Consider the following 24,646-nt stretch of genomic DNA (forward strand, 5'->3'; position numbering starts at 1 on the left):
GGGTTCGCGGCGCCTTTTTCCGCCTCACGCGGCGGCCGCGATCCAGCCGCCGCCCAGCACCCGGTCACCCCGGTACAGCACGCACGCCTGGCCCGGCGCGATGCCGAACTGCGGCTCGTCCAGCGTCACCTCGGCCGTGCCGTCGCCCGCCAGGCGGACGGTGGCGGGGGCGGGGGGCTGGGCCGAGCGCAGCTTGACCTCGACCGCCACGGGCTCACCGGGGGCGGCGTCGGGACCCAGCCAGTTGACCTCGCGCACCCGCACGCCGGCGCGGGCCAGGGTGCGCTTCGGGCCGACCACGACGCGCCGGGTCGGCGCCTCGACACGCACCACGTACAGCGGCTCCTCCTCGCCCCGCAGGCCGCCGATGCCCAGGCCCTTGCGCTGCCCCACCGTGTAATGGACGATCCCGCGGTGGCGGCCCAGCACCCGCCCGTCCACATGGACGATGTCGCCCGGCTCCACCGCCCCGGGACGCAGCGCCGCCACCACGTCGGCGTAGGAGCCGTCGGGCACGAAGCAGATGTCCTGGCTGTCGGGCTTGTCCGCCACCGCCAGGCCATAGCGCTCGGCCAGGGTGCGGGTCTCCGGCTTGGTCAGGCCGCCCAGGGGAAAGCGCAGGAAGTCGAGCTGGTCGCGCGTCGTGGCGAACAGGAAATAGCTCTGGTCGCGCGCCGGGTCGACGGCGCGGTGCAGCTCTGCCCGGCCGTCGGGCCCGGCGACGCGGCGCACGTAATGGCCGGTGGCCAGGGCCGCCGCCCCCAGATCGCGGGCGGTGTTCAGCAGGTCGCGGAATTTGACCCGCTGGTTGCAGCGCACGCAGGGAATCGGCGTCTCGCCGCGCAGGTAGCTGTCGGCGAAATCGTCGATCACGTCCTGGCCGAATCGGCTCTCGTAATCCAGCACATAGTGTGGAATGCCGATGCGGTCGGCCACCTGACGGGCGTCGTAGATGTCCTGGCCGGCACAGCAGGCGCCCGCCTTGCGCAGCGCCATGCCGTGGTCGTAGAGCTGCAGCGTGATGCCGACGACGTCGTACCCCTCCTCCCGCAGCAGGGCAGCGGTGACGGAGGAATCGACACCGCCGGACATCGCAACCACCACGCGGGTGTCCTGCGGGCGTCCGGGCAGGCCCAGGGAATTCACACAAGCGCTCATGGGGGCCCTATATGGGCCGGCCGGCCGCCGCGGCAAGCGGGGTGCCGGCCGGCCCGCACGCATCAGCCCATGGCGTTGCGCGAACCGCCGGGCAGGCGGACGGCCAACCCGTCCAGCTCCTCGGTCATGATGATCTGGCAGCCGAGCCGCGACGTCTTGGTCAGGCCGAAGGCGAGGTCGAGCATGTCCTCCTCCTCCTCGCTGGCATCGGCCAGCACGTCGTACCATTCCGGCTCGACGATGATGTGGCAGGTCGAGCAGGCGAGGGAACCCTCGCACGCACCTTCCAGATCGAGCCCGTGCTTGTGCGCGACCTCCAGCACGGACAGGCCGAGCGGAGCGTCCACCTCGCGGCGGGTGCCATCGGGTTCGATGAAGGTCATCTTCGGCATCGGTTCGCAACCTCCCAGGTGCGCGGTTCGGTGTGGGGATCGGGGACGGAAGGGGGTCAGGCCGGCGGTACCGGCGGAGCGTGGCGGGTGCGGCGGGCGCGGGCATCGGCGGCCACCGCCTCCAGCTCCTCCAGCCGTCCCAGCACGCGGGCCGCGGTGCCGGTCAGCCCGACGCGGAAGGCGTGGGCCAGTTCGCGGATGCAGCCCTCGATGCGGTGCGCCACCTCGTGGGCAATGCGGTCGATGGCGATGGCGTCGGTGGCGGCGTCCAGCCGCCGGCGCAGCTCCGCCACCTCGGGGCCGGAACCGGGGTCGTTCTCGACCGGGCCGGCTTCCAGCAGGGTGAGCAGGTACCGGGCGCGGCGCACCGGGTCGCGCAACACCGTCTGCGCCTCGTCCAGGGCGCGGGCCTGGGCGGCGGCGTTGGACTGCTGGCGCACCCCGCGGGCGACGAATCGCTCCGGCGTGAGCGCCCGCGACAGGCCGGCGTGCTGACGGGCCAGGTGCTCCGGATCGATGTCGAACCGGCGCTCCAACCCCAGGCGGGTGAAATGGTCCAGATCGCGCGGCGGCTGGACGGCGCCGCAGCCGTGGCAGAACAGGGCGCGAATCCCAACCGAGCGCCCGCACAGCCAGCAGGGCTGCAGGTCGCCGTCGATGGTGCCGGCGATGCGCGGGCCACCGGTGCCCTTTCCCGACTCGGTCATGATTGGCTCATCCGGAACGTGCTCACCAGGTCGTGCAAACATCCGCGTCGCGTGCGGGCGCGCCGCGGACGGGGGCGTGGCCGGGGGCCCGTTCCGGCGCGTCATACCGACAACCGCCGCCGGACGCAATGATAACCATGGCAAATCGGATGGATGGAGCCATCACGCCGCACCGTCCGTTCGGCCGGCGCCCGGCGTCAGGCGCCGCGCCACCGCCGTCCAGGCGTCGAGAAACCGCTCCACGTCCGCGGCCGTGGTGGTCCAGCCCAGGCTGACCCGCACCGCCGACCCGGCGGTGGCCGCGTCCTCACCCATGGCCGACAGCACGTGGGAGGCGCGGACGGTGCCGCTGGAGCAGGCCGCTCCCGTCCCCACCGACACGCCCGCGAGATCCAGCGCCATCATCTGGGTCTGCGCCGGCACGCCGGGCAGGGCGAGGCAGGTGGTGTTGCCGACCCGCGCCGCGCCCGCGCCGATCACGCGCGCCTGCGGCACCGCCGCCAGGGCCCGCTCCTCCAGCGCGTCGCGCAGGGCGGTCAGCAGGGCGTTGCGGCCGGTCGCCGCCGCGTCCTCGCACGCCAGTGCCGCCGCCGTGCCGAATCCCACCAGGCCGACCACGTTCTCGGTGCCCGCCCGCCGCCGCCGTTCCTGCCCGCCGCCGCGCAGCACCGGTGCCGGGTCCAGCCCGTCGGCCACCAGCAGCGCCCCGGCTCCGGCCGGCCCGCCGATCTTGTGCGCCGACAGGGTCACCAGATCGGCGCCCAGCGCGTCCATGTCCAGGGGCAGCCGCCCGGCCGCCTGCACGGCGTCGGTGTGCAGCAGCCCGCCGCGGGCGCGCACGAGCGCCGCCGCCTCGGCTACGGGCTGGACGACTCCGGTCTCGTTGTTGACCAGCATCAGGGACACCAGCGGCGGCCGGCCGTCGCCGGCGGCCAGCAGCGCTTCCAGGGCCGTCAGATCGACGACTCCGTCGCGGCGCACCGGCACCCGCTCCGCCTCCGGTGCTGCGGCCAGCACCGATTCGTGCTCCACCGCCGACACCAGCAGGCGCCGGTCGGGAAAGCCGCGCAGGGCCAGATTGTTGGCTTCCGTGCCGGAGGATGTGAACAGAACGCGCTCCGGCGCCGTTCCGGCCAGGGCGGCGACGCGGGTGCGCGCCTCCTCCACCGCGCGGCGCACGGCGCGGCCGTGGGCATGCACCGACGACGGGTTGCCGACGAGGTCCAGCGCCTCCCCCATGGCGGCCTTGACGGCCGGCTTCAGGGGCGAGGACGCGTTGTGGTCGAGATAGGCGGCCATGCGGCGGCGGAGGCGGGGCCCGGTGTCGGGCTACTCCGCAGCCACGGCGGCGCCTTCGGCGTCCGGCCCCGCCACCGGCTTGAGGGTCAGGGCGCTGGTGCCGATGACGCGCCGTTCCACCACGTCCGCCACGGTGACGGAGGAGAGATACATGTGGATCTGGTTGCCCAACTCCTCCCACAGATCGTGGGTCAGGCAGCGCGACCGGTTGGTGCGGCAACCCTGGGGCGTGATGTTGGCGCAGCGCGTGGTGCGGATCGGTTCGTCCACCGCCAGGATGATGTCCGAGATGCGCGTGGTGTCCGCCGTGTGGGCCAGCAGGTAGCCGCCGCCGGGGCCGCGCACGCTCTTCACCAGCCCGCCCTTGCGCAGCTTGGCAAACAACTGCTCCAGGTAGGAGAGGGAGATTTCCTGCCGTTCGGCGATGTCCGCCAGAGCCACCGGGTGGCCGTTGCTGTTGGCCGCGAGGTCGACCATGGCCATGACGGCGTAGCGTCCCTTGGTGCTCAGTCTCATCACTGCTCTCCCTCTGTCCGGACCGGGGCAGCCGTCCGTGGGCGGCCCGGTGTCCGGTGCGCTGCGGCCGGTCGCTCCCGGCCTTGGTTCAACAGGGACCGACGGGCCCGGCCGTCACGGGCCGCCGCTCGTGCACCGGTGCGTCGCCGCCGGCCGGCACCTCCTCTCCGTCGGGCAGGGCCGCGGGGTCGCGCACCGACTCCAGCTCGTCCACGCGCCGGCGCAGGCTCTGCACCTGGTCCAGCAGGCCGGACAGCGCGCGCGCCACCGGATCCGGGATGTCGCCGCACGGCGTGCCGTAGGGCAGGAACTTGCCGGTGTCCGTCTTGTCGCGCGGCACCACGACCCGGCCGGGGATGCCGACCACCGTCACGCCCGCCGGCACCGGCGCCACCACCACCGCGTTGGCGCCCACGCGGGCCCCCGCACCGACGGTGATGCCGCCCAGGATCTTGGCACCGGCACCGACGATCACGCCGTCCTCCAGCGTGGGGTGGCGCTTGCCCTGGTGCAACGAGGTGCCGCCCAGCGTCACCCCGTGGTAGAGCATGACGTCGTCGCCGATCTCCGCGGTTTCGCCGATCACCACACCCATGCCGTGGTCGATGAAGAACCGCCGGCCGATGGTGGCGCCGGGGTGGATCTCGATCCCGGTCAGGGCGCGCGCCGTCTGCGATACCAGGCGTGCCGCCAGCGTCCAGCCGCGGTCCCAGAAATAGTGGGCGATCCGGTGGGCCAGCAGGGCGTGCAGGCCGGGATAGCACAGGGCCACCTCCAGCCGCGACTTGGCGGCCGGGTCGCGGGCCATGATCCCGTCGATTTCTTCGCGAAGATGCTTGAACACCGACTCATCCGCCGTGGTATAGTCCGCGCTCTCATTAGGATCGGTACGAACCCCAGCCTTTCCGGTTGCGCGGGGAGCCCCGGACGACATACCGTCGCATATATGATGACCAAGGAAAACGGTCAAGAATTGGATTCACGAAAAACGTGGCCCGGACCGCGCAACCACATTAGCTTGTCGCCCACTGCGGGCGGCGCCCGCGGGGTGGTTTGTGTCTGTCCCTGTTCGCGTCAGGATCGTCGCCCCTATGCCTGAAGTGATGATAAACGGCCCGGCCGGTCGCCTTGAGGGGCGCTACGCCCATGGCAAGACGCCCAACGCTCCGGTGGCCCTGATGCTGCATCCGCACCCGCAGCACGGCGGCACCATGAGCAATAAGGTCGTCTATACGCTCTTCCAGACCTTCGTGAAGCGCGGCCACTCGGTGCTGCGCTTCAATTTCCGCGGCGTCGGGCGCAGCCAGGGCTCCTTCGACAAGGGGGAGGGGGAATTGGCCGATGCCGCCGCCGCCCTGGACTGGCTGCAGACCTACAACCCCAACGCCTCGCTGTGCTGGATCGCCGGCGTGTCCTTCGGGGCATGGATCGGCATGCAGCTTCTGATGCGCCGGCCGGAGATCGACGGCTTCGTCACCGTGTCGCCGCCGGTCAACCGCTTCGACTTCTCCTTTCTGGCCCCGTGCCCGTCGTCGGGCCTGATCGTCCACGGCGACCGCGACGAGATGGTGCCGGGGGCGGCGGTGCAGAAGCTGGTGACCAAGCTGTCCACCCAGCGCGACATCCGCATCGACCACCGTACGGTCCCCGGTGCCGGCCACTATTTCGTCAACCGCACCGACGAGCTGGCGCGGGAGGTGGACGACTATCTCGACCGCGCGCTGGGCAACCCGCTGGCGGCCGTTGCGGAGTAGGCGCTCAGGTCGCGAAGCACTCCGCACGGTCATCGCATTGCTCGCAGTTGGGTGACTTGCACAGCAGGAACCCTTCGCGGGCGCAGAGCTGGCGGTAGAAGAACTTCTTCCACTTCATGTCGGCGGCGTTGGCCGCCACCAGGGCCGGGAAGTGGCGGCGGAACATGGCGTTCAGCTCCCCCCGGTTGGCGAATCCCATGTCCTGCCACAGGTGCTGGCCACCCATGCTGCGCCGCGCCACGATGGCGGCCAGCCACTCCTCCTCTTCCCCCGCGCCGGCCCGGTGTTCCAGCACCAGGGCGCGCAGGTCGGTCTCCTCAAGTTCATCCTCCCCCGGTCCGGCGTCGGCGGGGAGGGCGGCCACGGTGGCGGCGAAGGCCGGTGCGTGTCGGTCCACCAGGCGGGCCAGGGCACTGCGGCTCAGCCCCAGGGCGCGGGACAGCGGCTGCCCGGTCTCGGCGGCGGCGTGGGCGACGATGCGCGTGAACAGCAGCGAATCCGGGACGGCCGCGGATTCAGGCGCGGCGGGAGCGGGGGCGGCGGGATCGGGCATGGCGGCGGTCTTCCGCAGTGCAGCACACCATGCCATTTGGCCCGGGTCTTCAGGGATTTTTCAAGGGTCGTCTCCGGATCCGCGGGCGGAGTCGGGCAGCGTCATGGGGTCCAGCCATTCCAGATGGGGACGCGCCGCCTCTTCGGCCGCGCGCTCCATGGCGCGGTAGCGCTCCACCAGTTGCGCGCCCAGCGCCGTCAGTTCGGCACCGCCCCCGGTGCGCCCGCCGGCGCTGGCGCGGACCACCGGCTCGCGGAACACCCGGTGCATGGTGTCGATGAGCTGCCAGGCCCGGCGGAACGGCATGTCCAGCGTGCGCGCCGCCGCGGAGATGGAACCGGTGCTGCGCACCGCCTCCAGCAGGCGGATCTTGCCCGGTCCCACTGAGCCCCCTGCGTACAGGATTCTCAACCGCAGCTTGCCGTGCCCATGCTCCCCGGTGTCACCCTCCATGCTCCGCTCCTTCGCCGGTAAATCCATACGTTATCGATGGTTGGGCATGTCGCGGGCAAGGGCAAGGGGGGTGGCTGCATGGCAGGGGCCGATCAACCCCGCCGCGCCCATTTGCGCGTTGATGTGGCGGCGTTTCCGGTCCACGATCAACGGGATTTCGAGGCGAATTGGCGCGATGCGCCGTGACCTCGCAGACCGTGGAAGGTGGACGATGTCTGAGGCAGCCGTAGGGCATGTCCTGCTGGCTCGGCTCGCCGCCCTGCGCGACCGGCCGGAGGAGCTGGCGGGTCTGCTGGCCGATCTGCGGTCGGTGGAGCACGGGAACGATCCGCGATTCGCCCTGACCCTCGACCATTATCTGGAAAGCTGGCTGGGCGACCGCCCGCGCGAGGTGTTCCGGCTGCCCGGTCCGCGTGTCCTGATCCTCGCCCCCGCCGCCGCCGCGCCGCTGCTGGCCGGCGGGGCGGGCGCGCTGGCCCGGCTGCTGCGCAGCCACGGCTTCGGCGCCATGGGTGTCGCCGCCTACGACCTTCCCCGCGACCTGGAGCGGATGATCGCCGACCTGGTGCCGCCCGCGGCGATCGACCGCCTGCGGGTGGCCGCCGCGGCCGAGCGGGTGCCCACCGCCGCCCTCGATCAGGTGCTGGCGGTCGAGCGGGTGCTGCACGGCGCCGATCTGGCAAGCCTGCTGCGTGAGGAAACCCTGTGGGCTTTCGGTCCCGACGGCCCGCAGCCCCGGCTGACCGAACTGGCGGTGTCCCTGGACGAGCTGGAGGGGCGGCTGGAGCTGTCGCTGCGCCGCGACGCCTGGCTGCGCCACGAGGTGGCCTCGCTGCTCGACCGCGGCGTGCTGCGCCACGTCGCGCGCGACCGCAGCCGGGGGACCGAGGACTACGCCTTCGACCTGCACACCGCCACCGTGCTGGACGACGGCTTCGCCGCCCTGGCCCGCGCCGTACCGGTGGAGCGGCGGCGCCGGCTGACGGCGGAACTGGCGGCCTGGGAACTCGGCCTTTCGGCCGATCGTTTCGCCGCCGCCGCCGCCCGCCTGGCCGACCTGGGGCTGGCGGTGGCGATCGACCATGTGCCGCTGGCGGCGCTGGCGACGCTGGATTCCGGCGGGGTCGAGCCCGCCTACGTCAAGGTTCTGGCCGATGGTGCTCCGGCGGGGGAGGTGCCGGCGCTGCTGCGCGCCGGCGTGGAGCGGTTCGGCGCGCAGCGTCTGGCGGTCTGGCGGTGCGAAACACCCGCCCTGCTGGAGGCCGGGCGCGCCGCCGGGGTGTGCCTGTTCCAGGGGACGGCGGCCGACGCCGCGGCGCGGGAGGAGGCGCGGACCGAGGCCGAATCGCCGCCGCATCGAAGCCGCCCGGCGGACGGCGCTCCAAGGGAGGAGGGTGGTGCCGAGGGTGGCGCGGAGGGCGAACCGCCGCCGCGCCCGGGCTTCCTGGCGCGCCTGTTCGGGCGTCTGCGCTGAGCGGCGGAGGGGGGTGATCCATGCCCGATCGGCCGAACGGCAAGGGGATCATGACCTCGACGGTGCTCGGCATGGCCGGGGCCATGGGCTTCCTCGGCTACATCGGCATGGGCGAGGGGATGGCGGTGCTGTGGAACCCGCCCAGCCTCGGAATCGTGCTGGGCGGCATCCTGGTGGCGGCGCTGGTCGCCTTCCGCACCTCCGAGCTGGCGGCGGCGCTGGTTTCCGTGATGACCATCTTCCGCGAGGAGGAGGACATCCGCCCCGACATCGCCGAACTGGTGGAGGTCGCCCGCCTGCTGCAGCGCAACCAGATCCATGAGGCGGAGGAGCGGGCGGGGCGCGTGCGCAGCCCCTTTCTGCGCCTGGGGCTGCAGCTCATCGCCGACGCCGCCCCGGTGAACGACATCCTGCATGTCATGACCTGGCGCATCCAGAAGATGACGGAACAGGAGGCGGCGCAGGCCCGGCTGTTCCGCACCCTGGCCGCCCTGTCCCCGGCGTTCGGCCTGCTGGGCACGCTGGTGGGGCTGGTGGGAATGATGCAGCACCTGGGTGCGGCCACGGTGGAGCAGATCGGCATGAACATGGCGGTGGCGCTGACCACGACGCTGTACGGCGTGGTGCTGGCCAACATCGTCTTCAAGCCCATCGCCATCAAGCTGGAGCAACGCACGGCGCGCCGGGCCGCGGCGCTGAACGTGCTGCTGGAAGGGGTGCTGCTGGTGCGCCTGGGCCGCTCGCCGACCATCGTGGCCGAGGCGCTGGCCGAGTTCGTGCGCGAACGCCGGGACGAACTCCATGGCGCCGCGTGATCACGGCCCCGGTGGCGGCCCGGGAGGCGGCCCCGGTGGCGGCCCGCCCCGTCGCGAACCGGAACGGCCGCCGGAGCCGGCGGTCCCGCCCTGGATGACCGTGCGCAGCAACGGTTCCGGCACGCCGCCGGACGAGGACGAGCTGTGGCTGGTCACCTACAGCGACCTGGTGACCCTGCTGTTCGCGGTGTTCGTCATGCTGCTGGCCCTGGCCACGGTGAAGGACCTGACCCCTGATGCGCCGCTGCCGCCCGAACAGCCGCTGGTCACCGTCCCCGAACCGGTCGAGGCCGACGACCGGGTGCGCAGCCTGACCCCCGCCACTCCCGTGCCGCCCGCACCGCCCGGGGAACCGCTCCGGGAGCCGGCCCCCGACGGCCCCCGCCTGCGCGAGGACGAGGTGGCGGCCAGCGCGCCGGAGCCGCTGGCCGACCGCTGGCGGCGGCGGCTGGAACAGGCAGGCATGCCCGCGGGCGTCGCGGTGACGGTGCAGCACAACCGCGTCGGCATCGTCATCGGCGACGCCATCCTGTTCGCGCCGGGGCAGGCCGACCTGTCCCCGTCCGGCCGCGACCTGCTGGCGCGCCTGGCCCCGGTGCTGGCGGCCACGCCGGGCGAGGTGGTGGTGGAAGGGCACACCGACGCCATTCCCATCGCCACCCCGCGCTTTCCTTCGAACTGGGAACTGTCGGCGGCGCGCGCCGCCGCGGTGGTGCGTCTGCTGGAGGGGCTGGGCCTGCCGCCGCACCGCCTGTCGGCGGTTGGCTACGCCGACACCCGCCCGCTGGTCCCCGAGACCGACGCCGAAAGCCGGGCGCGCAACCGGCGCGTCACCCTGTCGCTGCGCGCCGAGGGACCCTGACGGTATGACCCGATCGATCAATGCAAAGCATTGATCTGTCGGGTTTCACGGCCGGAAACCAATGGAACGGATCGTTTTCCGGCCGTTTCAGGGGGCGTTGCGGTCCCCGTGCTCCCCGACCCACTCGAAGGCGGCCACCGCCTCGGTGAAGCGGGCGAAGAAGCGGTCGGCGTAGCCGGTGGCGCTGGAGCGCACCAGGCGCCCGGCCAGCGCCGCGATCCGGCCGCCCAGGTCGGCGGTGGCGGTGTAGGTGACGCGGGTGTGGCCGTCGCCGACCTCTTCCAGGCGCATGCGGGCGACGGCGCGCACCATGCCGGCCAGGCCGCCGCGGCCCTCGCCGACCAGGGTGTAGACGTGGGGCGGATCGATGGGATCGACGGTCAGGCGGCTGTCGAAGCCGACCTTCAGGGGGCCGATGCGGGCGATCACGCGGGCGGCGTACTCGGTCTGCGACAGGCGGGTCACATGCTCGCACACGGGCACGCAGAACTTCAGCACGCCGGGGTCGCACAGGGCGGCGAAGACCCGGTGGCGGTCCGCGGGGATGTGATAGCTGCCCGTCAGTTCCATACCCTCTCCGCTGCCTGCCATCGCGCCCTTCTCCCTGTCGACGGTCCCGGCCGGCGAACGGCGCGTCGCCGGCCTGCGGGTGAAAATGATGCTTGAGCTTGCCGCCCGGTAGGGCTAAGGCCCCACACGCTGTCGATTGGTTCACTCAACAGGGATACCGACTTCGCATGGCGATGATCGTGATCGAAAGCCTGGTGAAACGCTTCGGCGCCTTTACCGCCGTCGACGACGTCAGTTTCGCGGTCGAACGCGGGACGGTCCTGGGGTTCCTCGGCCCGAACGGCGCCGGCAAGTCCACCACCATGAAGATGCTGACGGGGTTCCTGGCGCCCACCGCCGGCCGGGTGCGGGTCTGCGGCTTCGACGTGGAGACCCGGCCGCTGGAGGCGCGGCGGCGAATCGGCTACCTGCCGGAGGGGGCGCCCACCTATCCGGACATGACTCCCGCGGGATTCCTCGGCTTCGCCGCCGCGGCGCGCGGCCTGCGCGGTGCGGCCGCCCGCACCGCCATCGACCGTGCGGTGGATCTGGTGGAGCTGAAGCCGGTCCTGCACCAGCCCATCGAGACCCTGTCCAAGGGATTCAAGCGGCGGGTCGGGCTGGCGCAGGCCATCCTGCACGACCCCGACGTGCTGGTGCTGGACGAACCGACGGACGGCCTGGACCCCAACCAGAAGCACCAGGTGCGGGCGCTGATCCGCTCCATGGCGACTGAAAAGGCCATCGTCATTTCCACCCACATCCTGGAGGAGGTCGAAGCGGTGTGCACCAGGGCCATCGTCATCGGCCACGGCCGCATCCTCGCCGACGGGGAGCCCACCGGCCACGGCTGGCGGCTGGGCCCGCACATGGCGGCCCCCGGTCGGCTCGACGACGTGTTCCGCAGCATCACTCTGGGGGCCGGCGCGCCGGCGCGGGAGGTGCTGCCATGCTGACCGGTGCGGGCCCCGTCTTCCGCCGCGAACTGGCGGGCTATTTCGCCACCCCCGTGGCCTATGTCTTCATCGTCGGCTTCCTGCTGCTGGCCGGCATCCTCACCTTCTACGTCGGCAACCTGTTCGAGCGCGGGCAGGCCGACCTGAAGCCCTTCTTCGCCTTCCACCCCTGGCTCTACATCGTGCTGATGCCCGCCGTGGCCATGCGGCTGTGGGCGGAGGAGCGGCGGTCGGGCACCATCGAGCTGCTGCTGACCCTGCCCGTGCAGGTGGCCGGCGTGGTGGTCGGCAAGTTCCTGGCCGCCTGGGCCTTCACGGCGGCGGCCCTGGGGCTGACCTTCCCCGTGTGGATCACCGTCAACGTGCTGGGCGATCCCGACAACGGCGTGGTGCTGGCCGGCTACATCGGCAGCCTGCTGATGGCCGGCGGCTATCTGGCCATCTGCGCCTGCCTGTCGTCGCTGACCCGCAACCAGGTGGTCGCCTTCGTCGTCGGCGTGGTGGCGTGCCTGCTGTTCACGGTGGCGGGCAGCCCCATCGTGCTGGACGCGGTGTCCGGCTGGGCGCCGTCAGCGCTGGTGGACGCGGTGGCGTCCTTCAGCTTCCTCAGCCGATTCGCGGCGATCATGAACGGCGTCATCGACCTGCGCGACGCGGTGTTCTTCGCGTCGCTGATCGCGTTCTGGCTGTTCGCCAACGCGGTCGTCGTCGACCTCGGCAAGGCCGGCTGAGGGAGGGCGGTAACGATGACCCGCAAGACCGTATCCCTGATCGCCCTGGCGCTGGCCGCCGTGCTGTTCGTGGCGGTGAACGTGCTGGCCCAGGCAACCCTGCGCAACGCCCGCCTCGACCTGACGGCGGACCGGCTCTACACCCTGTCTCCCGGCACGTTGAACGTGCTGGCCGGCGTGCGCGAGCCGGTGACGCTGCGCCTGTACTTCTCCGAGCGCCTGGCCGGCGACGTCCCGGCGCTGCGCACGTACGGACAGCGCGTGCGCGAGCTGCTGGAGGAGTACGAGGCCCGCTCCGATGGCCGCGTCCGGCTGGAGGTGATCGACCCCGAACCCTATTCCGATGCCGAGGACCGCGCCGTGGAGGCCGGCATCACCGGCGTGCCCCTGGACCGCGCCGGCGGCCGGCAGGTCTATTTCGGGCTGGTCGGCACCAACACCATCGACGGGCAGGAGGTGATCCCCTTCTTCCAGCAGGAGCGCGAGGCGTTCCTGGAGTACGACCTGACCCGCCTGGTCCACGCCCTGGCGCAGGCGAAGCGGCCGGTGGTCGGCGTGCTGACCGCCATGCCGCTGGAGTACGGGCCGGGCGGCATGATGGCGGCCATGCGCGGCGGGGCCCGGCCCTACGCCGTGCTGTCGACGCTGCGCGCCCTGTTCGACGTGCGCATGCTCCAGCCGGGGGGTGGCGCCATCGACCCGGACATCGACGTGCTGGTGGTGGCGCGGCCGCGCGACCTGTCGCCGCGCACCCTCTACGCCATCGACCAATTCGTCATGGGCGGCGGCCGGGCCCTGTTCTTCGTCGATCCCTGGGCGGAGAGCGAGGCGGTGGCCGGCCCCGGCGGCATGCCCAACCCCGTGGCCGATCGGGCGGCGGCGCTGCCGGAGCTGTTCGACGCCTGGGGCATCGCCCTGGAGGCCGGCCGCTTCGTCGCCGACCCGCAGATCGCCATTTCCGTCAGCACCGGCCGGCGGACGCTGCCCTACGCCGCCTGGCTGGCGGTGGGAGAGGCCGGCCGGGCGCGCGACGACGTGGTGACCGCCGACCTCGGCGTCGTCAACCTCGCCTCCGCCGGCAGCCTGGCGCTGAAGGAGGGATCGCGCCTGACCCTGACGCCGCTGCTGACATCGTCGGCTGCCGGCCGGCTGGTGCCGGTGGCGCAGCTCATGGGCCGGCCGGAGCCGGAGAAGCTGCTGGCCGGCCTGAGCGGCGAGGGCTCCCGCCACGTGCTGGCGGCCCGCCTGTCGGGACCGCTGACCTCCGCCTTCCCCGACGGCCCGCCGCGCGCCGACGATGGGGAGGAGGGCGAGGCCGGCGATGGGGAGCCCCCGGCACCCCCCGCTCCGCACCGGGCGAGCGCCGACGGCCCGGCCAACCTGATCGTGGTGGCCGACAGCGACCTGCTGGAGGACCGGTTCTGGGTGGAGGATCAGGCGCTGCTCGGCCAGTCACTGGCCATGCCCTTTGCCGGCAACGGCGACTTCGTGCTGAACGCGGTGGAGAACCTGGCGGGATCGGCCGACCTGATCGCCCTGCGCGGTCGCGCCGGCTCGCAGCGGCCCTTCGTCCTGGTGCAGGACCTGCGCCGCGAGGCCAACCGCGAGATGCTCGCCCGCGAGCAGGAGCTGGAGGCCGAACTGCGCGACACCGAAACCCGCATCGCCGAGCTTCAGGGCAAGGCCAGGGCCGCCGCCGGGCCGCTGCTGTCGGCGGAGGAGCAGGCGGCCATCGACCGCTTCCGCGGCGAGGTCGTGCGCATCCGCAAGGAGCTGCGGGCGGTGCAGCACAGCCTGAACCGCGACATCGAGCGGCTGTCGGCCACCGTCAAGGCGGTCAACATCGTCGCCGTGCCGCTGGCCGTGGCGCTGCTGGCGGTGGTCATGGCGGGCTGGCGGGCCCACCGCCGCGCCCGGCTGGTGCGCGAGTAGGAGCGAGGAGGACGCGATGCGCAACACATCCCTGGCGGTGCTGGCGCTGGTGACCGCCGTCACCGTCGCCGCCGCGGCCGTCGCGGTGACCCGCACCGGGCCGACCGGCGTCGACGCGGCCGCCGCCGGTACCCTGTTCCCCGGCCTGAAGGAGCGGATCAACGACGTGGCCCGGCTGGAGATTGCCACGTCCCGCGGCCGGGTCGGCGTGACCCGCGCGGCGGACGGGGCGTGGGTGGTGGCGGACAAGGACGGCTATCCCGCCGATATGGACGCGGTGAAGGGCCTGGTGGTGGCCCTGGCGGACATGACGGCGGTGGAGCCGCGCACCGCCCTGGCCGATCTCTACCCCCGCATCGGCGTGGAGGACGCAGGGCCGGGCGCCGGCTCCACGGCCGTCGTGCTGGAGGGGGTGGACGGCAAGCCCCTGGCGTCGCTGCTGCTGGGCAAGACGGCGTCCGCGACGCCGGGCGGCGGCGGCACCCACTATGTCCGCCGGGCGGGGGAGGAGCGGTCGTGGCTGGCCCGCGGCCGGGTGGTGCCGCCCGACAGCGACCCTTTGCGCTGGCTGGACCGCCGCATGCCGCAGATACCGCGCGACCGGGTGATGGCGGTGGAGATCCGCCAGTCCGACGGCAGCGCGGTGACCGTCAGCCGGCCCGATCCGCAGACCCGCACCTTCACCGCCGAGGGCCTTCCCGGCGGTGCCGAGCCGCGCGCGTCAGCCGTGGAGGAGGTCGTCGGGGCGCTCGCCTATGTCTCGTTCGAGGATGTGCGGCGCGCCGACCCCGATCTGTTCGCCGACGCGGCGACCGCCATCATCCGCACCTTCGACGGGGTGGTGCTGACGGTCCGCACAGCCCGCCGGGACGATGCCGACTGGATCACCATCGCCGCCGCCTATGACGCGGCGGCGGTGACGCCGGACGCCGCCCCTGCCCATCCGGCGCTGCCATCGCCCGAGGCGGCGCAGGCCCAGGCGCAGTACTGGCAGGCGCGCCATTCCGGCTGGGCCTACCGCGTCTTGCGCTCCACCGCCGATCCCCTGCGCCGCCGCCCCGAGGCGTTCGCGGAGGGATAACGTCTCACCAGTACACCATCGCGTCGGCGTAAAGGGCGCGCAACTCCTCCTCGCCCACCGGGCAGGGGGCGATGGACAGCAGGCGCTGCTGCGCGGCGGCGCCGGCGGCCAGCGCCGGGATGTCCGCCGCCCCGTAGCCGAGAGCCGACAGGCCGTTGGGCAGGCCGGTTGCTCGCATCAGGGCGATCAGCCGGTGGGCGAGCGCCGCTCCGGCTTCCTCCGGCCCGGTGCCGCCGGGGTCGGCGCCCAGCGCGGCGGCGGCGCGCCGGTGGGCATCGGGGGCGGCGGGTCCGGTGAAGCGAAAGGCGGCGGGTGCGTTCAGCACCACCGACAGGCCGTGCGGCACCATGGGCGGTGCCGATTCATAGCCGGCGGCGCGGAACGCGTGGTTCATGCCGGCGACGGAATAGGACATGGCGTGGGGGATGTGCACCCCGGCGTTGCCGAAGGCGAGGCCGGCGAGCGTCGCGGCGAACATCAGCGCATCGCGCGCCTCGTGATCCCCGGGATCGGCGACGGCGCGCTCCAGGTAACGGCCGCCCAGACGGATCGCTTCCAGGCTGCCGATGTCCGACCATGGGTTGGCCCCCTGGTAGGGCGGCCGTGCCGCCGGGCCGTCGGGGCGCGGCCGGGTGCGGAAGGGGCGGGCGGTGTGCGATTCGATGGCGTGGGTCAGCACGTCGAAGCCCGTCGAGGCGACGACGCCCGCCGGCAGGCTGTAGGTGGTCGTCGGGTCGACCACCGCCAGGGTCGGGCGCAGGTGGCGGGACGAGATTCCCGTCTTCACCCGGCGCTCCACATGGTCGAAGATGGCGACGCCCGTGGTCTCGCTGCCGGTGCCGCAGGTGGTGGGGCAGGCGATGTGGGGCCGCACCGGCCCCGGCACCGGCCGGCCCTCGCCCAGCGGCTTGTTGACGTAGGCCAGGAAATCGGCGGGGTGGGTGGCGTAGAGGTTGGCCGCCTTGGCGGTGTCGATGACCGATCCGCCGCCGATCGACACGAAGCCGTCGAAGGCGCCGTCGCGGGCGAATGCGGCAGCCTCCAGGAAGGAGGCGCTGGTCGGCTCCACCCGGCAGCCGTCGAAGAGCACGACATCGGCCCCCTCCCGCCGCAGGCTGTCCACCGCCGACCGGAAGGGAGGCGTCTCCGCCACGTTGGGTTCGGTGAACACGGCGACCCGGCGCAGCCCCAGCGACCGGGCGTCAAGGCCCAGTTCGGCGAGCATGCCGGGGCCGAACTTCATGGCCGCGGCCTCTACGGTGAAGCCCCGCTCGCCCTGCGGGTCGATGGGGAAGGGCTGGGGCATGATCGGTTCCTCCCGCTGATTGTTCGCAAACTCCCGTTTCCGCCATGGGAGCGCGAAGTCGGGGGGCCGTCAACTCATACGCTCGGCCACCCTGCGGTGAGCCGGTCGCGGATCGCCAGGGCGTCGGCGGTGGCGTGGCCCAATGCGGTGTTGTCGAAGATGCACCACACCGGCCGCAGCGCCGCGTCGGCGCGCAGCAGCGTGGCGATGCGGTCCAGGGCGGCCGCCGGGTAGGCCGAGCGGTACATCTCCGGCGATCCGTGCAGGCGCACGTAGACGAGCCCGTCCCAGCCGCCGGGCACGTCGGCCCCGGGTGCCGGGGACGGATCGGCGGCGACCCGGGCGACGCGGTGCTCCGCCAGCAGGCGCTCCGCCGCGGGCACGAACCAGGAGGGGTGGCGCGGCTCGCACACCGCGTCGCCGGAAAACCGTGCCCGCAGGTCGGTGAAGAAGGCGTCGGCGACGGCTGCGTCGAAGCGCAGCGACGGGGGAAGCTGCACCAGCAGCGGCCCCAGCCGGTCGCCCAGACGTCCGGCCTCTCCCAGAAAGCGGTCCAGCGGGGCCATGGCGTCGACCAGCCGGCACTCGTGGGTCACCGCGCGGGGCAGCTTGACGGCGAAGCGGAAGCCCGGCGGCGTCGCGGCGGCCCAGCGGGCGTAGGTGTCCGGCTTGTGGGGTCGATAGAACGAGGTGTCGATCTCCGCCGCCGGCAGGATGCGGGCGTAGCGCTGAAGGTGCGTGCCGTCGCCGGGGAACGCGTCGGCCACCGCCCGGGGCACCGACCAGCCGGCCGTGCCCAGATGGATCGGGTGTGCGGCGGCGCCGGTCACGCCGCCGCCGCGCGGTCGCGCCGACGACGCTCCTTCTCCGCCTCATAGAGGGGCCGGTACTTGCCGACGAATCCCTTGCGGCAGGCGCGCCGGAACCGGCCGGCGGCGGACTGCCAGTCGTCGCCGGGCCGCACCCAGCTCACGTAGGTGACGCCGGTGCGCGGGTCGGTGCGCAGGTAGCGGCCCCGGCCCTTCTCCCCGCTGACCCATTGCCCCGGTTGCAGGCGCAAGGCGCCGTGCCGGAGCAGCAGGGCAATCTGCGGCGTGATGTCGATGGTTGGAAGATACGGCATGGCTGTGCGAGCGGAGCCGCGCTCCGCATTGGTAAACACGATGTCTTTCGGGGGGGGGGGGGGGCGGCCCTGGCCGGCTGAGTGATCATATGGGGACTCCGGCCCGATTCCGCAATGTTTCGGGGCGGTGGCGGTCCCCGGCCGCTTTTGCCCGTTGAGCCCCGGCCCCGGCATGCCTAACCTGCGGTCCATCCACCACCACCGGTGCAAGGCGCATGCGTCCGATCAGTTCCCTTTCCGTCCGCGTCCTTCTCGCTGCCGGCGTTCTGGCCGGGTGCCAGACGACCGGGACCGCCCCCGAGGCCGCCACCGCCACCGGGTCCGGCGGCACGGCGACTGCCGCCGCGTCGGCGGTGCAGGTGCCGGCACGCAAGCCGCAGAGCTTCCGGGACTGGCTGGCCGAGCTGCGGCGCGACGCGCTGTCCCGCGGCGTCAGCGCCGCCACCTTCGACCGGGCCTTCGCCAATGTCCGCTTGCAGGACCGGGTGCGCCAGCTTGACGGCAACCAGGCGGAGTTCAACCGCATGGTCTGGACCTATCTGGACAGCGCCGTATCGGACCAGCGGGCGCGCCAGGGCCGCGAGCGGTTGCAGGAGAACGCCCGCCTGTTGAACCGCGTGTCCGGCGAGTTCGGCGTGCCGCCGGAGATCCTGGTCGCCTTCTGGGGCATCGAGACCGATTACGGCCGGCAGACCGGCGGCTTCTCGGTGATCGACGCCCTGACCACGCTGGCCTACGAGGGGCGCCGCGCCGACTATTTCCGGCGCGAGCTGCTGGCGGCGCTGGAGATCCTGCAATCCGGCGACATCGCGCCGGACCGCATGACCGGCTCCTGGGCCGGGGCCATGGGGCAGACCCAGTTCATGCCCACCGTGTTCCTTGCCCACGCTCAGGACGAGGACGGCGACGGCCGCCGCGACATCTGGGGCAGCCTGCCCGACGTCTTCGGATCGACCGCCCGCTTCGTGAAGGCCAACGGCTGGAAGACCGGCGAGTCCTGGGGGCAGGAGGTGGTGCTGCCGTCCGGCTTCCCCTACGAGGAGGCGGAGCTGACCATCACCAAGCCCATCGCCGAATGGCGGCGCCTGGGCGTGCGCGGCGCCGGCGGCGCGGCGCTGCAAGGTGAGGGGACCGCAGCGATCCTGGTGCTGGGCGGCCACCAGGGCCCGGCCTTCCTGGTGCGCGACAATTTCCGCGCGATCATGCGTTACAACCCCTCCACCAGCTACGCCCTGGCGGTGGCGGTCCTGTCCGACCGCATCGCCGGTCGCGAGGGCATCCGGGCGGGCTGGCCGCGCCACGAGCAGCCGCTGACCCGCGAGGAGCGCGAGGAGGTGCAGCAGCGCCTGGCGACGCTGGGCTTCGAGCCCGGCCCGGTGGACGGGCTGATCGGCGCCAACACCCGCAACGCCCTGCGCCGCTTCCAGGCCACCGCCGGCCTGGTGCCCGACGGCTTCGCCACCAAGGGCCTGCTGGAGCGGCTGCGCCGCGCCTCCTGATGCCGCCCGTTCAATCCGCCAGCAGGTGCAGCACCACCTGCCGGCTGTGCGGGCGGGTGCGGTGTTCGAACAGGTGGATGCCCTGCCAGGTGCCCAGCACCATCCGTCCGTCCTCGACGGGGATGGAGAGCTGGACGCCCGTCAGGGCGGCCCGGATGTGGGCCGGCATGTCGTCCGGCCCTTCCGCCGTGTGCTCGTAGAGCGCCGGGTCCTCACGCACCAGACGCTTGAAGAAGCGTTCCAGGTCGGTGCGCACGTCGGGGTCGGCGTTCTCCTGAATCACCAGGGACGCCGAGGTGTGGCGGCAGAACAGCGTCAGCAACCCCGTCCCGCACCGCCGGCCGGCCAGCCAGCGGGCCACTGGCGCGGTGATCTCCACCAGTCCCTGGCCGCGGGTTTCGACGGTGAGCGTGGTGATGGACTGGGGCATGGCGCGACGGGGGTGCCGGAGGCGTCCTTACAGGGCTGTCGCGGCGGGTGCCGCGGCGCCGCCCATCCAGCCGCCGACCGTCGCGGCGCCGCGGCTGACGGCGCCGGCGGCCATGGTCATCCCCTGGCCCAGCGCGCTGCCCGCGGCCGTCAGCCCCTGGCCCATGGCGGCCCCGGCGGCGCCCAGCCCGGCCGCGACGCCGTTCCCGGCGGCGATCAGCGCGCCCGGCGGCATGAAGTAGGCGATCACCAGCCCGCCGATGATGCCGGCGGCGGTCGCCGCCACCACGGCGTCGGCGCTGTAGGTTTCCGCAGGCGGCGGGGCCGGCTCGACCGGGGTGGTCTGGGCCATGGCGTGCCCGGGGGCGTGCAGGGTCATGCCGGCGACGACGGCGGCGAGGAGCAGGGTGCGCATCGGCAGGGTCTCTCTCTCGGCTGGTGGGGCGTTGAACCGCAGGTGGACGGATTGTTCCACCGGCAACCGGCGGATACAAGCGGCTTGGCCGGGTGGCCGCCCCGGACCTTTGGCCGATTGACCTTTCTCCTGCCCCGGTTGGGGGTGCCCATCCGCACCGGGTGACGGGCGGAACCGCCCGGCCCATGCTTCGTTCACCCCGGGAATGCCTCGGGGATCGGTGACCGGAACAAGCGGGTGGCGGGGATGACGGGTGTGGGACAGGGTCCGGCCGGCGGCGCCGGGGTGCGGGTGGCGCTGGTCGGTGCCGGCAATTGCGCCTCGTCCCTGGTCCAGGGGGTGCACCATTACCGGGACACGCCCGACGACGCCGACGTCCCCGGGCTGATGCATGTGCGCCTCGGCGGCTACCACGTGGGCGACGTGACGTTCTCCGCCGCCTTCGACGTCGCTGCCGCCAAGGTCGGCCGCGACCTGTCGGAGGCCATCGCCGCCGCTCCCAACAACACCGTCCGCTTTGCCGAGGTGCCGCACCTGGGCGTGCCGGTGCTGCGCGGGCCGACGCTGGACGGGCTCGGCCGCTATCTGAAGGACGAGGTTCCGGAATCCGACGCGGCACCGGTCGACGTCGCCGCCGTCCTGAAGCGGACGCGCACCGACGTGCTCGTCTCCTACCTGCCGGTCGGGTCGGAGGAGGCGACTCGCTGGTACGCCGAACAGGCGCTGGAGGCCGGCTGCGCCTTTGTCAACTGCATCCCCGTCTTCATCGCCTCCGACCCCGCCTGGAGCCGCCGCTTCACCGAGCGGCGGGTGCCGCTGATCGGCGACGACATCAAATCGCAGGTCGGCGCCACCATCGTGCACCGCGTGCTGGCCAACCTGTTCCGCGAGCGCGGCGTGCGCCTGGACCGCACCTACCAGCTCAACTTCGGCGGCAACACCGACTTCCTCAACATGCTGGAGCGGGAGCGGCTGGAATCGAAGAAGATCTCCAAAACCCGCGCCGTCACCAGCCAGCTCGGCCGGCCCATGGCCGGGCGGGACTGCCACATCGGCCCGTCCGACCACGTGCCGTGGCTGGAGGACCGCAAATGGTGCCACATCCGCATGGAAGGCACGGCGTTCGGCGGGGTTCCCATGGCCATCGACCTGAAGCTGGAGGTGTGGGACAGCCCCAACTCCGCCGGTGTCGTCATCGACGCGGTGCGCTGCGCCCGGCTGGCCCTGGACCGCGGCATCGGCGGGCCGCTGGAGGGGCCGTCCGCCTACTTCATGAAATCCCCCCCGGTCCAGTTCACCGACGCCGAGGCCCGTCTGCGCACCGAACGCTTCATCCTGTCCGGCGATCCCTGCTGAGCGGGGTGCCGGCATGACGACGCTCCACCTCATCCGCCACGGGGATCACGACTGGATCGGCCGCGGACTGGCCGCACGCCTGGACGTGCCGCTGAACGAGGAGGGCCGCGCTCAGGCGGCGGCGCTTGCCCGTCATTACCGCGGCCGGCGCGTCGATGCGGTGTGGGCGAGCCCGCTGCGCCGGACCGTGGAGACCGCAACCCCCGTCGCGGACGCGCTCGGCCTGGAACTGCGCACCGCCGATGCCCTGCTGGAGGTGGATTTCGGCGCCTGGTCGGGCCGCAGCTTCGCGGATCTGGAGGAGGATCCGGAGTGGCGGCGCTGGAACGGCGCCCGGTCGCGGGTCCGGGCGCCCGGCGGCGAGACGATCGCCGAGGTGCAGGCGCGGGCCGTCGGGTTCCTCAACCGCCTGTGCGACGACGATCCCGGCGGGGTCCACGTGGTCGTCGGGCACGGGGATCCCATTCGGGCCGTCCTGGCGTATTACCTCGGGGTACCCATCGATTTGTTTCTGCGTATTGAAGTCTCGCCCGCCGCCATCAGTGTTCTATCGGTGGACGGATGGGGCCCGCGGGTCCTGCACGTCAATGCTTCCATCGATGACCGCAAGATCGGGGCGGGACCATGAAGTTCGTCATCTTCGGGCTGACCATCAGCTCTTCCTGGGGCAACGGCCACGCCACGCTGTGGCGCGGGCTGGTCAAAGCCCTGGCGCGGCGGGGGCACCGGGTGGTGTTCTTCGAGCGCGACGTGCCCTACTACGCCGAGGCGCGCGACTACGGCGAGATTCCCGGCGGCGACCTGGTGCTGTACCGCGACTGGACCGGGGCATCCGCAGTGGCGGAGCGGGAGGTGGCCGACGCCGACGTGGCCATGGTGACCTCCTACTGTCCGGACGGTGCGGCGGCTGCGGCGCTGGTGCTGGCCTCGAACGCGGCGCGCAAGGTCTACTACGATCTGGACACGCCGGTGACCCTGGCGCGGCTGGAAGCCGGGGAGCGGCCCGACTACCTGCCCGCCGACGGGCTGGGCGGCTTCGACCTGGTGCTCAGCTACACCGGCGGAGCGGCGCTGGACGCGCTGCGCGACCGGCTGGGGGCGCGGCTGGCCCGGCCGCTGTACGGCTGGGTCGACCCTGAGGTGCACCGGCCGGTCGACGCGGTGCAGGACTACATGGCCGACCTCTCCTACCTCGGCACCTACGCCGCCGACCGCCAGGAAGCGGTGGAGCAGCTTTTCGTCGAACCGGCGCGCCGGCTGACCCGGCGGCGTTTCGTGATCGGCGGCGCCCAGTATCCCGACACCTTCCCGTGGACGAAGAATATCTTCTTCGTCCGCCATCTGCCGCCGTCGGAGCACCCCGCCTTCTTCGCGTCCTCCACCCTGACCCTGAACGTCACGCGGGCGGCCATGAAGCGCATGGGGTGGTGCCCGTCGGGCCGCCTGTTCGAGGCGGCCGCCTGCGGCACCGCCATCGTCTCGGACGCCTGGGAGGGGCTGGAGAGCTTCTTCGAGCCGGGGCGGGAGATCCTGGTGGCCAGGGAGACGGATGACGTCACCACGGCCATGTCGCTGCCGCGCGACCATCTGGCCAGTCTGGGCCGTCGCGCGCGGGAACGGGCGCTGGCCGAGCACACCGCCGAGCACCGTGTGGCCGAATTGCGCAACCTGCTCGACCAGTGCGGCGGGCCGGCGGCGGGCGGGCAGAGCTGACCGGTTCCTTTCATCCTCGCGCAGCAGGAGCATCCCGAGCCATGTGGGGCATCATCCCGGCCGCCGGCAGCGGCACGCGCATACAGCCGCTGGCCTTCTCCAAGGAGCTGCTGCCCGTCGGCAGTCGCCTGGAGAACGGCACCGAGCGGCCGCGGGCGGTGAGCGAATATCTGGTGGAGCGAATGCTGCGCGGTGGGGCCGACAAGATCGCCTTCGTCATCGCCCCGGGGAAATTCGACATCCTGCAATACTACGGCAACCGGCTGGACGGGGCCGACTTCGCCTATGTGGTGCAGCCGCGCCCCGGCGGGCTGTGCGACGCGCTGTTCCGCGCGCACCACCTGATCCACCCGTCGGAGCCGGTGATGATCGGCCTGCCCGACACTGTGTGGTTCCCCGAGGACGCGCTGGCGGCGCTGCCCGACGACCGGCTGTCGTTTCTGCTGTTCCCGGTGGACCGGCCGGAGCTGTTCGATGCGGTGGTGACCGACGAGGCCGGCCGTGTCCGGGAGATCCGGGTGAAACACCTCGATGCGGGCACGCGCTGGATCTGGGGGGCGTTCAAGATGCCGGGGCGCGTGTTCCACGACCTGCACGCCCTGTGGCGCGGCCGGGGCGAACGGGACGAGTACATCGGCACCCTGGTCAACGCCTACATCGATGAAGGGGGGGAAGCGGTGGCGGTGCGCGCCGGCACCTCCTACGTGGACGTCGGCACCGTCCGGGGATACCGCGCGGCCATCGGCCTGCTCAGCCGGGCGCTTCCGGAGGCCGCAGAGTGATGACGGGGGAGAACGGCGTGCTGACACCGGAAGCCATCGAACGCCGGGTTCGCGAACTCGGGCAGTGGTTCCACAACATCGACCTCAAGGGCGTGCAGACCGCGCCCGACCATTTCCTCGGCGACTACCCGCGCGTGAAGTGGCAGCGCTTCGCCCATGCCATCCCGCAGGACCTGTCGGGGATGAGCGTGCTCGACATCGGCTGCAACGGCGGCTTCTACTCCATCGAGATGAAGCGTCGCGGGGCGGCGCGCGTGGTCGGCGTCGATTACGACGACGCCTATCTGGCCCAGGCCCGCTTCGCCGCCGAAGTGTCGGGAGCGGACATCGAGTTCCGCCGGCTGTCGGTCTACGACGTGGCGCAACTCGGCGAACGCTTCGACCTCGTGCTGTTCATGGGCGTGTTCTACCACCTGCGCCACCCGCTGCTGGCGCTCGACCTCATCCGCGAACACGTGGCCGGTGATCTCGTGGTGTTCCAGTCGATGATGCGCGGTGCGTCCGATGTGGAGCCCGTTCGCGACGACTACCACTTCTGGGAGACGGATCACTTCGAACGCCCCGGTTACCCGCGGATGGTTTTCGTCGAGAACAGGTACTGCGGCGACGAAACGAACTGGTGGATTCCCAACCGCGCCGGCGCCGAGGCCATGCTGCGCTCGGCCGGTTTCCGGGTGATCGACCATCCCGAGGAGGAGGTGTTCGTCTGCCGTGTCGGTGACCGCTCCGCGTGGGCGACGCCGGTGTATCCGTCTTCCGGGTCCGCCCCCGGCCCCAACCGAGAGGACTGA

The 24,646-nt window shown here is 72.4% G+C and carries 28 protein-coding genes; 14 read left to right on the forward strand and 14 right to left on the reverse strand.

Translation table 11 applies throughout. The features are described from left to right. Positions 1–24: 24 nt before the first annotated feature. The 6 genes from mnmA to cysE form a co-directional block, all read right to left on the reverse strand. Positions 25–1,146 (reverse strand): tRNA 2-thiouridine(34) synthase MnmA, encoded by a 1,122-nt coding sequence (gene mnmA / locus G472_RS0118415; protein WP_029009549.1) that lies wholly within the window; start codon positions 1,144–1,146, stop codon positions 25–27. Between the two features lie 74 nt (positions 1,147–1,220). Continuing rightward, positions 1,221–1,550 (reverse strand): ferredoxin family 2Fe-2S iron-sulfur cluster binding protein, encoded by a 330-nt coding sequence (locus G472_RS0118420; protein WP_029009550.1) that lies wholly within the window; start codon positions 1,548–1,550, stop codon positions 1,221–1,223. A gap of 56 nt (positions 1,551–1,606) precedes the next feature. After that, positions 1,607–2,257, reverse strand: a complete 651-nt coding sequence (locus G472_RS37395; protein WP_029009551.1) for a molecular chaperone DnaJ — start codon at positions 2,255–2,257, stop codon at positions 1,607–1,609. 162 nt (positions 2,258–2,419) lie between these two features. Next, on the reverse strand, positions 2,420–3,556 hold the full coding sequence (locus G472_RS0118430; protein ID WP_029009552.1) for a cysteine desulfurase family protein: 1,137 nt from the start codon (positions 3,554–3,556) through the stop codon (positions 2,420–2,422). Positions 3,557–3,586: 30 nt separating this feature from the next. Next, positions 3,587–4,072 carry an Rrf2 family transcriptional regulator gene (locus G472_RS0118435; RefSeq protein ID WP_029009553.1) on the reverse strand — a complete coding sequence of 162 codons (486 nt, stop codon included), beginning with the start codon at positions 4,070–4,072 and terminating at the stop codon, positions 3,587–3,589. 88 nt (positions 4,073–4,160) lie between these two features. Beyond that, on the reverse strand, positions 4,161–4,916 hold the full coding sequence (cysE, locus tag G472_RS34140; protein WP_051340996.1) for a serine O-acetyltransferase: 756 nt from the start codon (positions 4,914–4,916) through the stop codon (positions 4,161–4,163). 247 nt (positions 4,917–5,163) lie between these two features. Between cysE and G472_RS0118445 the strand changes: the two genes are divergently transcribed. After that, positions 5,164–5,826 (forward strand): alpha/beta hydrolase, encoded by a 663-nt coding sequence (locus G472_RS0118445; protein ID WP_029009554.1) that lies wholly within the window; start codon positions 5,164–5,166, stop codon positions 5,824–5,826. A gap of 4 nt (positions 5,827–5,830) precedes the next feature. On the opposite strand, the gene G472_RS34145 is transcribed toward G472_RS0118445, so the two are convergent. Beyond that, positions 5,831–6,379: a nitrogen fixation protein NifQ gene (locus tag G472_RS34145; protein ID WP_051340997.1), complete on the reverse strand. Its 549-nt coding sequence runs from the start codon at positions 6,377–6,379 to the stop codon at positions 5,831–5,833. A 60-nt stretch (positions 6,380–6,439) separates the two neighbouring features. Then, the gene (locus tag G472_RS0118455; RefSeq protein WP_051340998.1) at positions 6,440–6,832 is read right to left on the reverse strand and encodes a winged helix-turn-helix domain-containing protein; all 393 of its coding nucleotides are present in this window, start codon (positions 6,830–6,832) and stop codon (positions 6,440–6,442) included. A gap of 211 nt (positions 6,833–7,043) precedes the next feature. On the opposite strand from G472_RS0118455, the gene G472_RS0118460 reads away from it, so the two are divergent. The 3 genes from G472_RS0118460 (at position 7,044) to G472_RS0118470 (ending at position 9,983) form a co-directional block, all read left to right on the forward strand. Further along, positions 7,044–8,306, forward strand: a complete 1,263-nt coding sequence (locus G472_RS0118460) for a hypothetical protein (protein ID WP_029009556.1) — start codon at positions 7,044–7,046, stop codon at positions 8,304–8,306. A gap of 20 nt (positions 8,307–8,326) precedes the next feature. Next, on the forward strand, positions 8,327–9,121 hold the full coding sequence (locus G472_RS40640; protein ID WP_084536756.1) for a motility protein A: 795 nt from the start codon (positions 8,327–8,329) through the stop codon (positions 9,119–9,121). 94 nt (positions 9,122–9,215) lie between these two features. Continuing rightward, a complete protein-coding gene (locus tag G472_RS0118470; RefSeq protein ID WP_051340999.1) occupies positions 9,216–9,983 on the forward strand; it encodes an OmpA/MotB family protein in 768 nt (255 codons plus the stop codon). An 87-nt stretch (positions 9,984–10,070) separates the two neighbouring features. Here the strand turns inward: G472_RS0118470 and G472_RS34150 are convergent, their stop codons facing one another. Further along, the gene (locus G472_RS34150; protein WP_245593524.1) at positions 10,071–10,574 is read right to left on the reverse strand and encodes an SRPBCC family protein; all 504 of its coding nucleotides are present in this window, start codon (positions 10,572–10,574) and stop codon (positions 10,071–10,073) included. 146 nt (positions 10,575–10,720) lie between these two features. Between G472_RS34150 and G472_RS34155 the strand changes: the two genes are divergently transcribed. Genes G472_RS34155 through G472_RS0118495 form a run of 4 tightly spaced genes read left to right on the forward strand, consistent with a single transcriptional unit; the run spans position 10,721 to position 15,232 of the window. Continuing rightward, positions 10,721–11,488, forward strand: a complete 768-nt coding sequence (locus G472_RS34155) for an ABC transporter ATP-binding protein (protein WP_211100212.1) — start codon at positions 10,721–10,723, stop codon at positions 11,486–11,488. Next, complete coding sequence (locus G472_RS0118485; RefSeq protein WP_029009559.1) at positions 11,482–12,219, forward strand: ABC transporter permease subunit; 738 nt, start codon at positions 11,482–11,484, stop codon at positions 12,217–12,219. Before G472_RS34155 ends, G472_RS0118485 begins: the two co-directional genes overlap by 7 nt. 15 nt (positions 12,220–12,234) lie before the next feature. Beyond that, complete coding sequence (locus G472_RS0118490) at positions 12,235–14,151, forward strand: GldG family protein (protein ID WP_029009560.1); 1,917 nt, start codon at positions 12,235–12,237, stop codon at positions 14,149–14,151. A gap of 16 nt (positions 14,152–14,167) precedes the next feature. After that, positions 14,168–15,232, forward strand: coding sequence for a DUF4340 domain-containing protein (locus tag G472_RS0118495; RefSeq protein ID WP_029009561.1), 1,065 nt, complete (start codon positions 14,168–14,170; stop codon positions 15,230–15,232). Positions 15,233–15,236: 4 nt separating this feature from the next. Here G472_RS0118495 and G472_RS0118500 read toward each other — a convergent pair whose 3' ends face one another. The 3 genes from G472_RS0118500 to G472_RS0118510 all read right to left on the reverse strand — a co-directional run bounded on the left by G472_RS0118500 (position 15,237) and on the right by G472_RS0118510 (position 17,661). Further along, positions 15,237–16,538 (reverse strand): hydroxyacid-oxoacid transhydrogenase, encoded by a 1,302-nt coding sequence (locus tag G472_RS0118500; RefSeq protein ID WP_035692988.1) that lies wholly within the window; start codon positions 16,536–16,538, stop codon positions 15,237–15,239. Positions 16,539–16,612: 74 nt separating this feature from the next. Next, complete coding sequence (locus G472_RS0118505) at positions 16,613–17,368, reverse strand: DUF72 domain-containing protein (RefSeq protein ID WP_029009563.1); 756 nt, start codon at positions 17,366–17,368, stop codon at positions 16,613–16,615. Next, on the reverse strand, positions 17,365–17,661 hold the full coding sequence (locus G472_RS0118510) for a hypothetical protein (protein ID WP_029009564.1): 297 nt from the start codon (positions 17,659–17,661) through the stop codon (positions 17,365–17,367). The genes G472_RS0118505 and G472_RS0118510 overlap by 4 nt, the downstream gene beginning before the upstream one ends. Positions 17,662–17,876: 215 nt before the next feature. On the opposite strand from G472_RS0118510, the gene G472_RS0118515 reads away from it, so the two are divergent. After that, a complete protein-coding gene (locus G472_RS0118515) occupies positions 17,877–19,160 on the forward strand; it encodes a lytic murein transglycosylase (protein ID WP_029009565.1) in 1,284 nt (427 codons plus the stop codon). 10 nt (positions 19,161–19,170) lie between these two features. Here G472_RS0118515 and G472_RS0118520 read toward each other — a convergent pair whose 3' ends face one another. Together G472_RS0118520 and G472_RS0118525 are read right to left on the reverse strand one after the other, a co-directional pair. Then, positions 19,171–19,590: a secondary thiamine-phosphate synthase enzyme YjbQ gene (locus tag G472_RS0118520; protein WP_029009566.1), complete on the reverse strand. Its 420-nt coding sequence runs from the start codon at positions 19,588–19,590 to the stop codon at positions 19,171–19,173. Between the two features lie 27 nt (positions 19,591–19,617). Beyond that, on the reverse strand, positions 19,618–20,004 hold the full coding sequence (locus G472_RS0118525) for a hypothetical protein (protein ID WP_029009567.1): 387 nt from the start codon (positions 20,002–20,004) through the stop codon (positions 19,618–19,620). A 246-nt stretch (positions 20,005–20,250) separates the two neighbouring features. Between G472_RS0118525 and G472_RS0118530 the strand changes: the two genes are divergently transcribed. The 5 genes from G472_RS0118530 to G472_RS0118550 are packed head-to-tail and all read left to right on the forward strand — an operon-like array spanning position 20,251 to position 24,646. Further along, positions 20,251–21,360 (forward strand): inositol-3-phosphate synthase, encoded by a 1,110-nt coding sequence (locus G472_RS0118530; protein WP_051341001.1) that lies wholly within the window; start codon positions 20,251–20,253, stop codon positions 21,358–21,360. A 13-nt stretch (positions 21,361–21,373) separates the two neighbouring features. Next, entirely contained in the window at positions 21,374–21,988 is a 615-nt protein-coding gene (locus tag G472_RS34160; RefSeq protein WP_051341002.1) for a histidine phosphatase family protein, read from the forward strand. Next, entirely contained in the window at positions 21,985–23,073 is a 1,089-nt protein-coding gene (locus G472_RS0118540; RefSeq protein WP_029009569.1) for a CgeB family protein, read from the forward strand. Before G472_RS34160 ends, G472_RS0118540 begins: the two co-directional genes overlap by 4 nt. A 41-nt stretch (positions 23,074–23,114) precedes the next feature. Further along, positions 23,115–23,855 (forward strand): sugar phosphate nucleotidyltransferase, encoded by a 741-nt coding sequence (locus G472_RS34165; RefSeq protein WP_035692990.1) that lies wholly within the window; start codon positions 23,115–23,117, stop codon positions 23,853–23,855. Then, complete coding sequence (locus G472_RS0118550) at positions 23,855–24,646, forward strand: TIGR04290 family methyltransferase (RefSeq protein ID WP_029009570.1); 792 nt, start codon at positions 23,855–23,857, stop codon at positions 24,644–24,646. The genes G472_RS34165 and G472_RS0118550 overlap by 1 nt, the downstream gene beginning before the upstream one ends.

Source organism: Azospirillum halopraeferens DSM 3675 (assembly GCF_000429625.1).
Classification (GTDB): domain Bacteria; phylum Pseudomonadota; class Alphaproteobacteria; order Azospirillales; family Azospirillaceae; genus Azospirillum; species Azospirillum halopraeferens.